This window comes from uncultured Tenacibaculum sp. (genome assembly GCF_947502995.1).
Lineage (GTDB): Bacteria > Bacteroidota > Bacteroidia > Flavobacteriales > Flavobacteriaceae > Polaribacter.
Genome location: NZ_CANNBW010000005.1, coordinates 94,191 through 108,262 on the forward strand (window position 1 = coordinate 94,191; position 14,072 = coordinate 108,262).

The 14,072-nt window shown below is 28.7% G+C and carries 12 protein-coding genes and 1 tRNA gene; 7 read left to right on the forward strand and 6 right to left on the reverse strand.

The features are described from left to right. The first annotated feature begins 16 nt into the window (after nucleotides 1-16). The 4 genes from Q1A46_RS05410 (at nucleotide 17) to Q1A46_RS05425 (ending at nucleotide 5,697) form a co-directional block, all read left to right on the forward strand. Nucleotides 17-1,828 carry an acyl-CoA dehydrogenase family protein gene (locus Q1A46_RS05410; RefSeq protein WP_299674969.1) on the forward strand — a complete coding sequence of 604 codons (1,812 nt, stop codon included), beginning with the start codon at nucleotides 17-19 and terminating at the stop codon, nucleotides 1,826-1,828. Between the two features lie 112 nt (nucleotides 1,829-1,940). Beyond that, entirely contained in the window at nucleotides 1,941-3,638 is a 1,698-nt protein-coding gene (locus tag Q1A46_RS05415) for an AraC family transcriptional regulator (protein ID WP_299674972.1), read from the forward strand. A 164-nt stretch (nucleotides 3,639-3,802) separates the two neighbouring features. Then, nucleotides 3,803-4,804: an AraC family transcriptional regulator gene (locus Q1A46_RS05420; RefSeq protein ID WP_299674974.1), complete on the forward strand. Its 1,002-nt coding sequence runs from the start codon at nucleotides 3,803-3,805 to the stop codon at nucleotides 4,802-4,804. Between the two features lie 50 nt (nucleotides 4,805-4,854). Continuing rightward, nucleotides 4,855-5,697 carry a CPBP family intramembrane glutamic endopeptidase gene (locus Q1A46_RS05425; RefSeq protein WP_299674977.1) on the forward strand — a complete coding sequence of 281 codons (843 nt, stop codon included), beginning with the start codon at nucleotides 4,855-4,857 and terminating at the stop codon, nucleotides 5,695-5,697. 57 nt (nucleotides 5,698-5,754) lie between these two features. Here the strand turns inward: Q1A46_RS05425 and Q1A46_RS05430 are convergent, their stop codons facing one another. Then, entirely contained in the window at nucleotides 5,755-7,410 is a 1,656-nt protein-coding gene (locus Q1A46_RS05430) for an endonuclease/exonuclease/phosphatase family protein (protein ID WP_299674980.1), read from the reverse strand. 245 nt (nucleotides 7,411-7,655) lie between these two features. Between Q1A46_RS05430 and Q1A46_RS05435 the strand changes: the two genes are divergently transcribed. Continuing rightward, nucleotides 7,656-8,774, forward strand: a complete 1,119-nt coding sequence (locus tag Q1A46_RS05435; protein ID WP_299674983.1) for an AraC family transcriptional regulator — start codon at nucleotides 7,656-7,658, stop codon at nucleotides 8,772-8,774. 47 nt (nucleotides 8,775-8,821) lie between these two features. On the opposite strand, the gene Q1A46_RS05440 is transcribed toward Q1A46_RS05435, so the two are convergent. The 5 genes from Q1A46_RS05440 to Q1A46_RS05460 all read right to left on the reverse strand — a co-directional run bounded on the left by Q1A46_RS05440 (nucleotide 8,822) and on the right by Q1A46_RS05460 (nucleotide 12,901). After that, nucleotides 8,822-9,634 (reverse strand): DUF4097 family beta strand repeat-containing protein, encoded by an 813-nt coding sequence (locus tag Q1A46_RS05440; RefSeq protein ID WP_299674986.1) that lies wholly within the window; start codon nucleotides 9,632-9,634, stop codon nucleotides 8,822-8,824. Between the two features lie 7 nt (nucleotides 9,635-9,641). Continuing rightward, a complete protein-coding gene (locus Q1A46_RS05445) occupies nucleotides 9,642-10,553 on the reverse strand; it encodes a DUF4097 family beta strand repeat-containing protein (RefSeq protein WP_299674989.1) in 912 nt (303 codons plus the stop codon). A 77-nt stretch (nucleotides 10,554-10,630) separates the two neighbouring features. After that, on the reverse strand, nucleotides 10,631-11,425 hold the full coding sequence (locus Q1A46_RS05450) for a HEAT repeat domain-containing protein (RefSeq protein WP_299674992.1): 795 nt from the start codon (nucleotides 11,423-11,425) through the stop codon (nucleotides 10,631-10,633). A gap of 1 nt (nucleotide 11,426) precedes the next feature. After that, nucleotides 11,427-11,975 (reverse strand): RNA polymerase sigma factor, encoded by a 549-nt coding sequence (locus tag Q1A46_RS05455; RefSeq protein ID WP_299674995.1) that lies wholly within the window; start codon nucleotides 11,973-11,975, stop codon nucleotides 11,427-11,429. A gap of 71 nt (nucleotides 11,976-12,046) precedes the next feature. Beyond that, nucleotides 12,047-12,901 (reverse strand): alpha/beta hydrolase, encoded by an 855-nt coding sequence (locus Q1A46_RS05460; protein WP_299674998.1) that lies wholly within the window; start codon nucleotides 12,899-12,901, stop codon nucleotides 12,047-12,049. A gap of 148 nt (nucleotides 12,902-13,049) precedes the next feature. On the opposite strand from Q1A46_RS05460, the gene Q1A46_RS05465 reads away from it, so the two are divergent. Further along, complete coding sequence (locus tag Q1A46_RS05465) at nucleotides 13,050-13,898, forward strand: universal stress protein (protein WP_299675001.1); 849 nt, start codon at nucleotides 13,050-13,052, stop codon at nucleotides 13,896-13,898. 67 nt (nucleotides 13,899-13,965) lie between these two features. After that, nucleotides 13,966-14,039 (forward strand) — tRNA-Thr (locus Q1A46_RS05470). Nucleotides 14,040-14,072 lie beyond the last annotated feature (33 nt).

The window sequence follows — 14,072 nt, forward strand, 5'->3', positions numbered from 1 at the left end:
ATTATAATACAAAAAGATGGCTGAAACATTAAATAAAGACATTTTACGAGGAGGACAATTCTTAGTAAAAGAAACTAATTGCGAAGATATATTTACTCCTGAAGATTTTACTGAGGAGCAAACAATGATGAGAGACGCGGTTATCGAATTTAACGACCGTGAAATTATTCCTCATAAAACTCGTTTCGAGGCTAAAGATTATGCATTAACTGAAGAAACTATGCGTAAAGCAGGTGAATTAGGTTTCTTAGGTGTTGCTGTTCCTGAAGCATATGGAGGATTAGGAATGGGATTTGTTTCTACAATGTTAACTTGTGATTACATTTCTAGTGGAACAGGTTCTTTCAGTACTGCTTTTGGTGCGCATACAGGTATTGGTACTATGCCAATTACTTTATATGGTACTGAAGAGCAAAAGAAAAAATATGTACCTGCTTTAGCTATGGGTGAGCGTTTTGGAGCTTACTGTTTAACTGAGCCAGGTGCAGGATCTGATGCTAACTCTGGTAAAACTACTGCTGAGTTAACTGAAGACGGAAAGCATTATAAAATTAACGGACAAAAAATGTGGATCTCTAATGCAGGATTTGCTGAGATTTTCATCGTTTTTGCTCGTATCGAAGATGATAAAAATATTACTGGATTTATCTTAGAATACGATAAAGACAATCCTAATGGAGTAACTTTAGGTGAAGAAGAGCACAAATTAGGTATTAGAGCTTCTTCTACACGTCAGGTATTCTTTAACGATACTTTAATTCCAGTTGAAAACATGTTATCTGAGCGTGGTGGTGGATTTAAAATTGCGATGAACGCATTAAACGTTGGTCGTATCAAATTAGCTGCTGCTTGTTTAGATTCTCAAAGAAGAGTAATTACAGATGCTGTAAAATATGCTAACGAGCGTAAACAGTTTAAAACTTCAATTTCTGAATTTGGAGCTATCAAATCTAAATTAGCTGAAATGGCTACTAGCGCTTATGTTGGTGAGTCTGCTTCTTATAGAGCTGCTAAAAATATTGAAGACAGAATCGCTATCCGTGAATCTGAAGGAAATACACATCAAGAAGCTGAATTAAAAGGTGTTGAAGAGTATGCTATCGAATGTTCTATCTTAAAAGTTGCAGTTTCTGAAGATATTCAAAACTGTGCTGACGAAGGAATCCAAATCTTTGGTGGTATGGGATTCTCAGAGGAAACTCCAATGGAAGCTGCATGGAGAGATGCTCGTATTGCTCGTATTTATGAAGGTACTAACGAAATTAACAGATTACTTTCTGTAGGAATGTTAGTTAAGAAAGCAATGAAAGGTCACGTTGATTTATTAGGACCAGCAACTGCTGTTGGAAATGAATTAATGGGTATTCCTTCTTTTGATGTTCCTGATTTTTCTGAGTTATTCTCTGAAGAAAAAGATCTTATTGGAAGATTAAAGAAAGTATTCTTAATGGTTGCTGGAGCTGCATTACAAAAGTTCGGTCCAGATTTAGAAAAGCACCAACAGTTATTAACTGCTGCTTCGAACATCTTAATCGAGATTTACATGGCAGAATCTGGTATCTTAAGAACTGAGAAAAACGTTAAGCGTTTTGGTGAAGAAGCACAAAAAGAAAAAATCGCTATGGCTAAATTATATTTATATAACGCTGTAGAAATTATTACTCAAAGTGCTAGAGAAGGAATCGTTTCTTTCGCTGAAGGTGATGAGCAACGTATGATGTTAATGGGACTTAAGCGTTTCACTAAATATACAAACTACCCTAACGTAGTTGAGTTACGCAATACTATTGCAGAAAAATTAAAAGCAGAAAACAAATACTGCTTCTAACAATATTAGCCTTCGGGCTTAACAATTTCTTCAACTTTTATAGGTTTTAGAATTTAGTTGTTTGTTTAAAGATCACTAATTTTACTTAGTGATCTTTTTTTATGTTTAAAATATGCTAAAAATAAAACTTGCTATATTCTTAATTATTGAAATATTGCTAACTAGTAATACTTTTATATATTCTCAAAATGATATTGATTCTTTATCGAAACTTAATTATGAAGACTTAAAAGTTAATTTTCAAAAAACACAAATAGATTCTATTATTGCTTTTAAACATGCTAAAGCATATTTATTAAAAGCGAAGAAAAAAAAAGATACTTTAAAAATGTGTAATGCTTACTATTTCCTATCTAGACTTTACTCAAGTAAAAAAGAAATAGGAATAGCTTATTCTGATAGTATTTTAAACATTAGTAAAAAGATAAAAAATCATCCTAAATACCCTGCTGTAGCCTACGAACGTATCGGTCTAATTTATCATATCTTTGGTGAGTTTAATGAAGCTTTAGAATATTATCTAAAAGCTTTAAAGTATTCTTTACCTAATACTTTTGAACGTGCAAGTATAAAATTTGATATTGCTGCTTTAAAATACAGGTTAGGCCTTCGTGAAGAAGCAAAAGAGTTGTTCAAAAAACATATAGACGATATTAAAAAACTTCAATTTCCTAGAAAGGAACACTACTATTATTTAGGTTTGTATGCATATTGCGACGCTTTAATTTACACTAAAAAACATGATTCTGCACAGATAATTATTAATCAAGGTATAGAAGGCTTGAAAAATAGTAATAATGATATTATTAGAATACGATTTATAATGAACTCTGGTATAAACAATTACTATTTAAAGAATTACAACAAAGCTTTAAGTTTACTTTTAAAAAGTAAAGAAATTATAAAAAATCAGCAAGATAACTTAACTACGGCTATTAATAATTCTTACATCGGAAAAACTTATTATGTGTTAGGAGAAAAAGAAAAAGGAATTAAATACTTAAAAGAATCTCATGAATTTCTTTCAGAAACTAATGATGTTGCTCTAGAAATATTAGAAGGGTATGATTTTATTATTGATTATTATAAAAATAAACAAGATTATAAAAATCAGCTCTTTTACATCAATGCCCTAATGAATTTTGACTCTGTTTATAATAAAAAATACAGAACTGTTTCTAAACAAATCACTAAAGGTTATGAGATACCGAACTTAATGAAAGAGAAAGAAAATATTATCTCTAATTTAAAAGATAATCAGAAAAAAAATACAGTTTTCAAAGGAGTTTTTACATCTGTAATTTCAATACTCACATTAGTTACTATATTTTTAATAAAACGTAACAGAGACTATAAAAAAAGATTTGAAGATATTTTGAATTCTGAAGAAAACACCAAACCTGAAATAATTCAGAAAAAAACTTCAGGAATATCAGAAGAATTAACCAAAGAAATCCTTCAAAAATTAAATGACTATGAAAACACTAAATTTTATTTAAATAAAAGAGCTACACTTAGTTCATTAGCTAAGAAATTAAATACCAATAGCACTTATTTATCTAAAGTTATTAACTCAAAAAAAGGAACAAATTTTTCTACTTATCTTAATAATTTAAGAATCGATTATGCTATAAAAAAATTAAAAAAGGATCCTCAACTTAGAGCATATACAATAAAATCGATAGCGTTAGAATGTGGATTTAATAATCAAGAAACATTTTCTTTAGCTTTCAAAAAGAGAACAAAACTATACCCTTCTTATTTCATAAAAGAACTTCAAAAAAAGGATAAAAACACAAATTTATATTAATACTTTTACAGCTAATTAAGATAAACAAATTGCAAGATTTCTTCCTATTCATTATTTATTCTGGAATTACACTAAATCTTTTATTGATTTTTCTTGTTATAAACAGATTTAAAAAGCAATTTTCAAATCAGATATTAGTATACATATTAGTATGTTTACTTGTTTTGTTTTTAACTTATGCTTCTTCATACATCCAAAGTGATACTATTAGTTCTATAATACTTCCGTTAGGAGCAATTATCTATATGGCTTTAGGTCCATTATTGTTAAATTATGTACAAGCTATTTATAGTAAAATCACAATTCAGAAAATAATTAAAAATTTAATCCCTTTTTTTATTGGGTTACTAACGTTTACGTTACCTAGTTATATTTTTAAAACCCCAACAAATGAACAAGGATTTAATTATAATACTCTAATCTACATTATTCCATTTTTAGGTTCAGTTTACTTTATTTACTGTTTGTACAATTGTTATAGAACTTTAAAAAAATATAGAACTACTCTTAAAAAAAATTACTCTTTTACAAAAAATATTGATTTAAAATGGTTTTCGATATGGGTAAATGGTTTAATTGCTTTGTTAATAATTGATATGATTTGCGGCGGCATCTTAATTGCTTATCCTTCCCTTCAATTGGTACTTTTTATTAATCTTTTATACTTAACTGGATTAATTTGGTATATGGGATATTATGGATTAAATCAATCTCAAGTTTTTTTGACAACTCAAGAAGTAGAAAAAACAGAAACCAAACTATATAATCAACCTACCTCTCTAATTCAATCTGATGAGTTTTTAGATTTAGAGAAGAAATTGAAAGAATTATTTGAAAACAGACAGTTATTTAAACAACAAATTCTAACATTAAGAGAAACAGCAGATGCTCTTGAGATTTCAGATAAAAAACTTTCTAATTTCATTAATCAACATTTGAAAACTAGCTTTTATGATTATGTAAATTCATATCGAATTCAAAATTTTAAAGAAAGTATTCGAAAAGGTGATTCTAATCAATTAACCTTACTTGCCATTGCTTTCGATTCTGGATTCAATTCCAAAGCAACTTTTAATAGAGTTTTTAAAAATAGTGAAGGTATTACACCTCTTCAATATAAAAAAAGTATAGAAAAAGGTATCATTGCTTCCAATGAGTCGATTTGATTCTTGTTTATCAGTTGATTTGCTCAAAATTTAAAATGAGTCTCAACATTATGAACACTACAATTCAGACAAAAACAAAACAAAAATCAGACCTTAAAAAGTCTTTAAATTACATTCTTTTAGTTCTTATTATTTCTTGGGCAATTGGTTTTACGACATATAATTTATTAGATACATCAACAAGTATTATTATTAGAGCTGTATCAGAATTATCGTTAGCTATTATGCCTGCTATATTGGCCATAATTATCAATAAACGAGAAGGTGGAAATTGGAAATCGTTAAATTTTTCCAAACCCTCTGTAAAAGGAATATTTCTAGCAATCTTAATTCCTTTAGTTTATGTTAGTATTGATTTCTTTATTCAAATTTCACTAGGATTTCGAACTAGTCCTGATTGGTCTATTTTAGGAACTTTCCCTAAAAACGCTGCTCTATTATTATTTGGTTACTTAGCTATGACAATATTAGTAATGGGTGAAGAAATTGGCTGGAGAGGTTATTTACAAGACAAACTTTTTAATTCATACGGAAAATTCAAAGGTGTTTTTATACTCGGATTTGTATGGGGAATTTGGCATTTACCTGCAGCTTTACAAGGATACAACTTTCAACATTATCCTTATATAGAAGCTTTTATTACATATCCTCTTATTTGTATCGCTTCATCTATAATTATTGCTTATATCGGTTTCAACAAACATTCAATATTTATTGCTGCTTTTTTTCACGCCGCTAACAACCACTTCAAGGTAACAGTATTATCAACCACAGAAGTAATCGATAACTTTAACTTTATGCTAATTAGTAATTTCGTTTGTATTGATTTAATTTTAATTTTCGGATTTCTTTACTGGAAAAAAATTAAAAAACAAGAACGATTAGAAAAATAAAAACGTAAAAAAGCTCAATGAATTCTTTTTCATTGAGCTTTAACTTTTATCTCTTTTTTATCTAACAATTAAAGATTTGGTTTTTACAATTCCTTTATCATTTACGAATCTAACGATATATAATCCTTTAGATAAGTCTGAAATAGAAACCTCGGCATTAGATTTTGTAAGTTCCACTCTTTTCTGAATAACACCTAAAACATTTACAATAAAAACCTCTCCTCTATCTCTATTATTTATACTGATTACATTTGTTGCTGGATTAGGCCATACTTTAAATTCATTATCTGCTTCTTTAATTTCTTCTTCTTTGAGAACGTTACTTCTTCGAGACAACTTATTTTCTTTTGTTCTTAAACTTAACGCATCTAAATACCCATCATTTGAAGTTCCACTATTTCTTTCACTCAATAAAATCACTCTTATTTTTCGTGTTCCTGTTGGAGCAATTCTTTCATCAATAACTTCTTCCCAACTACTACTTCTATTTTTCCAATTACTATCAAAACTTGCTAATACAGTATTGTTTGCATTTCTATATTCTAACTCAATTCTTACTCTATCTCTTCCGCTATAAGACCTAATAAATCCTTCTAGATAAAAAGATTGCAAACCATTATCAATAGCATTTGCATAAGCTTCAACATTTACATCTTGATAAATTTCTCCAGTACTAGAATTCCCAAACCAAAAAATATAATTTCCTTGTTTAGCTGTCGGATATCCATTACGTCCACCACGAACTCTAATACTATTTCCAGAAACTTGATTCCAACTATTCAAATTACTTTCCTCTGCACTATACTGTTGCAATAGGTTTTCACCATAACTTGAATCACTTCCATTATCGCCTCCTCCATTTTCTTCAGGAATAGTATAAGTAACCATCATAGCACGATGATCACTCGCATAATTATTTAACTTAACCTCTGCTTCATCATTTGTTGGTCCGTATCGAACTGCATTAATAGCTTCAACATTATTTCCTTTATGATAAATGATATCGATTCTATCATAAACCTCATTCGATGATCTTCTTGGCGTCCATGTATCTCCAGGATTTAATACTTCATTCGGATAAACTTCTCGCCAAGAATCTTTCAATCCTATGTTTATTGCTTTTCTACTAGCTGGCCAAGCCACTTTTAGCGCGTGAACGTTTGCATTTGTAGCTCTTGTAGTCCAATCTAAATGACTTGGTTCGTTAAAATCTCCAGTAAAAAATACAGGAGCTCCAGCAGGAACCCAACTTTGTATGGTATTTACAATATTAGTCATTTCTCTTCCTCTTGTTCTATTTGCCGAATTAATAGCCGCAGACTCTGATCTTATACTTCTATCTCTTATTTCATAAGGTTCATAAGGATATGAAGTTAAATGTGCATTGAATACATAAATTTTTAAACCATCAGGTAACGTGATTTGAACTCCTGAAGAATTTGTGGAAGTAATAGGATAACGAGAAATAATTGTTACACTACTATTTACAGCATGATAATAAAACCCAAGTGAGTTTGCAATACTTCGAGCTGCTCCGTATGATTCTTGTAAACCAATGACATCTGCACCTGAAGCTCTTACTACGTTTAAGGCTGAATTACTACTTGTTGAATACAACTTATTAAAAGTCATTACTTTTAAGTTATTTTGTGAGTTCGAAATACTCAAAAAAGTAAAAAACATTACAATACATAAAAAGTAGATTTGTTTCATTTTTAGTGATTTTAAATTTAGAAGGTTATAATTGTTTTAATTAATTGATGCTCGAAATTAAACCACTAAAATGTTGAGAACACTAAGCTTGAATTAACTTTTTGTTAAGTTGACTGAATTAAAATAGAACTGTAACAATTCATAATTTAAATTGTTATTAATGTTACATGTTCTCTTTAACTGATATATTTTAGAGAATTGAAATTTAAAGAAAATAACATCTTTTATACTCTTAATGTTAAGATATGCGCATAGAATTATCTTTTTTTGATTTATCTGTACTAATAGGAATTACAACCGGAATCGTTTGTAGTATCATTTTACTAAAAAAATCAACCATTAAAAAGTCTAATAAATTTCTTGCTTTAGGAATTTTAGCCTTTGTGTGGTTAAACTCAAAAATGTTATTGCTTTCTCTAAATCTTTGGGAAGTTCATGGGTTTGGATATTTTCCTAATAGTGTTGAAATAGCAATACCTCCACTATTCTACTTTTATTTTTTATCAATAAAAAATATCGACTTTAAATTTAGAAAGAAAGATTGGCTGCACTTTACTCCCTTTTTCGTTTCTCAAATGTATTCTGTAATCATGTATATCGCTGCTATGCAAACTCAGGTATACTCAGAAAAAAGAATAATTACAGATGCTTTATTTTTTAATGAAGCAAAAAATCTAGATGAATATATTTTAATGATTATGAGTGGTTGTTATTTATATTTTGGCGGATTAGAACTTAAAAGTTTTATTAAAGGACTTCCAAAAACAAACACAAAACAAGATTCTGAAATTAAATTTCTAAATATTTTATTCTTTTTACTCTGTACATTATCTACACTTCATATTATTAATTTTACTTTAAATGCTGTTTTAGATCACAGTTACAACTGGCGTTGGGATCTTCATCATTCTTTAATAGCAGCTATTGTTTATTACATAGCTATAATTGGATTTAAAAATGCTGAAGTTATCTTACCTCAAAAAAATAATAACAAAGAGAATGATGTAGATATTTCTATAATTGAAAAATTAAATACGGCTATTATTTCTAATAAAGTTTATTTAAATCCTAAATTGACTTTAAAGTCTTTGGCCAAACAATTAGATATTAGTGACACTTTATTGTCTAGCACTATAAACGCTCATTATCAAAAAAACTTTAGATCGTTAATTAATGAAGCTCGGGTTGAAGAAGTAAAAAAACGATTACTTAATGGAGAGCTAGATAATTTATCTCTTTTAGGAATTGCCAAAGAATGTGGTTTTAACTCTGAAGCTAGTTTTTATAGAATTTTTAAATCAGAAACTCAAATTACACCTAAAAAATTTATCAGCAACAACTTAGAATTATCTAATTCTATTTGATAGAACAATAAATAAAAAAGATCACTTTTTCAGTGATCTTTTTTCTATTAGTTAGAACGAATAATTACATCGCCATTATAATTTTTGAATAATATTTCTGGACCTCCACCATTAATTGCTCCTTCTATCCATTTTTCTATTTTTACTTTATAACCATTACCTGTTCTTTCACTTTTAGATGTTTTACTTTTAACAGGCTTCGATTTTAAATCGTAATCGGTAAAAATATCGCCTCGTTCAGATTTAATTCTTACATCTGCTTTTAAACTTTTAGGAAAAGTAATATCTATATCTCCATTTAAACTACTAAACGCCATAGGTGTATCTGGAGTAACTTTAAGAAAATTCACTGTAATATCTTTATTTAAAGCATCTGCACTAACAGCTCCGCTAATATCTTTTAATGTGATTTTTCCGTTCGCATTACTTACATCCATAATACCATTTACATTTTCTACATAAATTTCTCCACTATTATAGGTTGATAGTTTTAAAGAAAAGTTTTTTGGAACCTCTATTTCAAAATCTGTAATACCATTTCTATCAGAATCTACATCAATAGCATTATTATATTCTTTCACACTGAAATCTAATCCCACATTAGAAATCTGTTTTAAACCTTGTAAATCTTTTCGATTTTTCTTTTTTCTACTCCTGTATTTATTTCCTTCCCTAACGGAAGCTTTTATAATTACTTCTTTAGTATTAGAACCTTTTACTTTTATAGCACCATTAAGAATCTTCACTTTCAAAAATCCTGGTTTAGTTGGATCTGTTAATGGCACTTTTACAGTTTCTTGAGCTGAAAGTTGAAAAACAACTAAGAAAACAATGCTAATTATTATTTTAATAAATCTCATACTTCTTTTATTTTTTTACAATGGCATCTCCATTCAACTGATCGAAATGAAAAGGAATTTTACCATTTCCTATTTTAAAATTCTTTCTTATATTAAGTTTATATTTTACTCCTCTTTTTGAGTTCTGTTTTATTTTGGAAACTTGAGGCTCTGTTTTCTCAACATCAAAATTTGTATAAAAGTTTCCATTCATTGTTTTGTAACTAATTTCTGCATTTAATCCATTTTTAAACAACACATTAATATCTCCGTTTAGTGATTTAAACCAGCTTTCTTTAGTTGGATTTTTAGCATAGGTGATATTAATATCTTTATTCAAAGCATTTACATCTGTTTGTCCAGAAACATTGGTCATATCAATTGCTCCATTCACATTATGCACGATTAATAATTTTCCATGAACATTATCTACCGTAATATTGCCTTTATTAATTGCTTTAACATCTATACTTACATTTTTAGGAACTTTCACTTTAAAATCTAAACGATATTTATACATTCTTTTCTTACGATGTTTGTAATTTCTTCTACTTCCGAAATTAAACTCATGATGTTGAAAATTTCCTGTTTCTAAATCAAACTTAGAATATGGTGAATCCATATAGATATATACTGCATCTCCTTTTTTTGCAGATTTCACTCCGATTTCTTGCATACCTTCAGCAACATCTTGTTTTGTATCTGCTGAAACTTTCTTTACTACTTCAATTTTGATGGTTTTTCCGTTGTAACCTTCCACATCTATAGAACCGTAAACATTATCGATTACCACAATATTGTCTGGCGATTGTTCTAAAAATTGATATTCTTCTTTTATTGTCTCTACTTGATTGTATTTCTTTTCTCCTTTAAGATATTGTGCATTTATAAATAAGGTATTTAAAAATAGTATTAATAAACTGATTTTAATTGTTTTCATGTTTTTTGGTTTTGATGAATGACTATATGTATCTCTGTAAAAAGCGACCTAGGATTTACCATTTACATCAAATTCTTTTAGTATATGTTAGATATACTTTCTTCTATTTTTTGTTTTGCGCTAGAATTTATTCCTTCTTGATCTATTAATTCTTTAAATGGTTTTACAGCTTCTTTTTCCTGTAATAAAACCATCACATCTGCTAATTCTATTTGTACTAATGGTGATTTCTGATGTACTATCGAAGCAACCAATCCTTCTCTTACAATAGGCATGTCTGTGTATTTTTTTAAAGATTCTATTGCAGATAAACGAACATTTACATTTTCATCGTTATTTAATGTTGCGAATAAAGCCTTTATAATTGTTTCTGTTACTTCACTTAATTTACTCACTTCATTAACAGCTTGTAATCTTTGATTTGCAGAAGGTTGATCTAATAATGTTAATACCAACTGAGATCGTACTTGCTCTGTTTCTTTTTGAGCTACTCTTACTTCTTCAGGAATATGTATTTCTTTTACATTATTCATTTCTTTTCCTAAAAAGAAACCAATAGTTAAAATACCAAATGCATAAAACACTTTTCTAAATGGTAATACTTCTATACGTTTTACAAATCGCACTAATGATGAATCTTTTTGTTCTTCCTTCACTTCTTCATTCAGCATTTCATAAAACTTGCGATCCATTTCCATAGTAGGTTCTGGAATTTCTATATTTTCTGCTTCCCAGAAAAAACTCATTTCTAAAAATTCTTCTTTTAAAACAGGATCTTTTTCCAATTGTATTTCAAAATCTCTTTCTTCTGTTTCAGATAAATTACCTGACAAGTAATCTATCATCATTGCTTTAACATCTAAATTTTCCATACTATCTCTTGTCTAATGTTAAATAAATCTTTTTTAAATCGTGCAATGCCCTATGAACTCTAATTCTAGCATTACCTTCAGAACATCCTATGATTTCTCCCAACTCTTTATATTTCAATTCTTTCATTTTACTTAGAATGATTAACTCTTTTTTTGCTTCAGGTAATTGATTTATCGCTTTCTTTAAAAGCATTATTCTTTCTGTCTGCTCTATTGTATTTTCTGCATTTTCGAAAGAACAAACATCATATTGTTCTTCTATATCATAGGTTTTATTTTTGTTTTTCCCTTTGAAATGATCGTAATACACATTTCTTGCGATTTTAAAAATCCATGATAAGAAATTACTTTCCTCTGTATATGTGTGTTTATACTTAATAACTCGTATAAATACGTTTTGTACTAAATCTTCACATAAATTAGCATCTTTACTCATCTGAAAGAAGAAACCAAACAAACGTTTCTTGTAACGCTCATATAAAAGCCCCAACGTATGCCTTTCACCTGATTTTACTTTCAGCATTAATGCACTATCTGATAATGAATCCAAACTTTTAAAATAATGTTAGTTAGTTGTTTGATAGGAAGAACTGCAATTTTTTTAAAACGTTACAAACTTTTTTAATTTTTATTTAAAAAAGATTCGATTTTAAGGAAAGTATCAAGAATATTGGGCTCTCCCCAACCATGACCTTCAGTAGGATATATGTATAATTCATTTACTACTTGAAGTTCATCTAAAGCTTTATGTAATATTTCACCTTGTTGTTCAGGAACTAGAGGGTCGTTTCCTCCATAAAAAGAAATTGTAGCTGGTGATTCTGAAGTAATATGAAAAACAGGACTAATAGATTCATAAAAAGACGGATTATTTTCTATAGTTTCATTATGTAAAACCTGAACATTATTTAATAATTCTGCAGTTTCGTTATTTGTAGTTTGCGTGTAAGATGTATCTAAAAAATTAGTTGGACCTACAACATTTATAATTCCTCTAATATCTTTATCTATATCAAATTTATAACCATACATCATCGATAAATGTCCTCCAGCACTCGATCCTAATAAAAAGAATTCATCTCCTATATTATATGCATCTTTCATTTCTTTAAGATGAGAAATGAACTTTTTTATATCGTTAGTTTGTAAAGGAATAGGCTTAGTATTTAGATCTGCCAATGTGTAATTGAAATTTACAATTGCGAAATTACTGCCTAACTTTTTAAAATAATTATAAATAAAAGTCAATTCACTCTTATCACCAGAAGTCCATCCTCCTCCATGAATAACTATCAATACTTTTGTATTTTCTATACTTCTATCTTCTGGTAAAAAAATATCATATTTCTGTAGTTCACCTACTCCATAAGATTGATTTAAAAATTCCTGTTCTTTAAAAATGGTACGCTCTTCTTTTTCTGAAGAACAAGAAAAAACAACAAAAAACAACAAAAAAACAACATCAAATTTCTTCATAAAATATGCTTTCATACGAATTTACAAAAACATTTCAACCATTCAAAAAACACATTAACCCCATAAAACCAACCCTTTAACCTATACAACTAATTAAAAATCACTTTTTTTTCGTAATTTAAAGGGTACAACTTCAAACACACACTTTATGAAAAGAATATTAGTCCCCGTAGATTTTTCTATTCAATCGGAAAATGCACTAAGAACTGCCGCTTATTACGGAAAAACTTTTGATTATGAAATAGTTGCCGTACACATGCTTGAATTATCTACAGCAATGATGAATAATTCAAACACAACAAAAGAAACTGTACTTTATCTGAAATTAGCTGAAAATAAATTCAAAGAGTTTTTAGATAAGGATTATTTAAAAGATGTAAAAGTTATACCTATTTTAAAACATTATAAAGTTTTTACAGAATTAAACACCCTTTATCAAGAAGAAAAAATAGACCTTGTAATGATGGGATCTAAAGGAGCAACAGGTTTCAAAGAATTTTTAATTGGATCTAATGCTCAAAAAGTAATTAGACACTCAAACGTTCCTGTTCTTGTAATAAAAGATGAACCATTAGATAATGGATTTAAAAAAGCAATTTTTGCTTGTGATTTTACAGATGATTCTATCGGTCCTTATAAAAGAATTAAAAAGTTTTGTGATTTTATCGGTTTAAAAACAAAAATGATTTACGTAAATACACCTGGAAAATCATTCTTAAGTTCGGCTGAAATGAGAACTACAGTTAAAAATTTCTTTGATAAAGCAAATAATAACTCAGATCATTTAGAAGATGTTTCTTACATATCTGACTACACAATTGAAGCCGGAATTACCAATTATGCAAAGAGTTACGATGCTGATATCATAATTATGACCACACATGGCAGGAGTAGTTTCTCTCAAATCTTCGATCACAGTATCACTGAAGACGTAGTAAATCATGTAGACATCCCAGTTATTTCTTTTAAAATTCTACCGAAAACAGAAAGAAAATAATTTTTTTTAAAAAAAGTTTGCCAGTTTCAAAAAACGTTATATATTTGCCACGCTTTTAAAGGCAACAGCCGATATAGCTCAGCTGGCTAGAGCAGCTGATTTGTAATCAGCAGGTCGTGGGTTCGAGTCCCTCTATCGGCTCAAATTAAAAAAGACATCTGAAAAGATGTCTTT

Excerpts from the sequence above, each read along its gene's own strand:
- Q1A46_RS05410 (WP_299674969.1), top strand. The coding sequence starts at position 17 with ATGGCTGAAACATTAAATAAAGACATTTTACGAGGAGGACAATTCTTA.
- Q1A46_RS05415 (WP_299674972.1), top strand. The coding sequence starts at position 1,941 with ATGCTAAAAATAAAACTTGCTATATTCTTAATTATTGAAATATTGCTA.
- Q1A46_RS05425 (WP_299674977.1), top strand. The coding sequence starts at position 4,855 with ATGAACACTACAATTCAGACAAAAACAAAACAAAAATCAGACCTTAAA.
- Q1A46_RS05430 (WP_299674980.1), bottom strand. The coding sequence starts at position 7,410 with ATGAAACAAATCTACTTTTTATGTATTGTAATGTTTTTTACTTTTTTG.
- Q1A46_RS05435 (WP_299674983.1), top strand. The coding sequence starts at position 7,656 with ATGCGCATAGAATTATCTTTTTTTGATTTATCTGTACTAATAGGAATT.
- Q1A46_RS05440 (WP_299674986.1), bottom strand. The coding sequence starts at position 9,634 with ATGAGATTTATTAAAATAATAATTAGCATTGTTTTCTTAGTTGTTTTT.
- Q1A46_RS05445 (WP_299674989.1), bottom strand. The coding sequence starts at position 10,553 with ATGAAAACAATTAAAATCAGTTTATTAATACTATTTTTAAATACCTTA.
- Q1A46_RS05450 (WP_299674992.1), bottom strand. The coding sequence starts at position 11,425 with ATGGAAAATTTAGATGTTAAAGCAATGATGATAGATTACTTGTCAGGT.
- Q1A46_RS05460 (WP_299674998.1), bottom strand. The coding sequence starts at position 12,901 with ATGAAGAAATTTGATGTTGTTTTTTTGTTGTTTTTTGTTGTTTTTTCT.
- Q1A46_RS05465 (WP_299675001.1), top strand. The coding sequence starts at position 13,050 with ATGAAAAGAATATTAGTCCCCGTAGATTTTTCTATTCAATCGGAAAAT.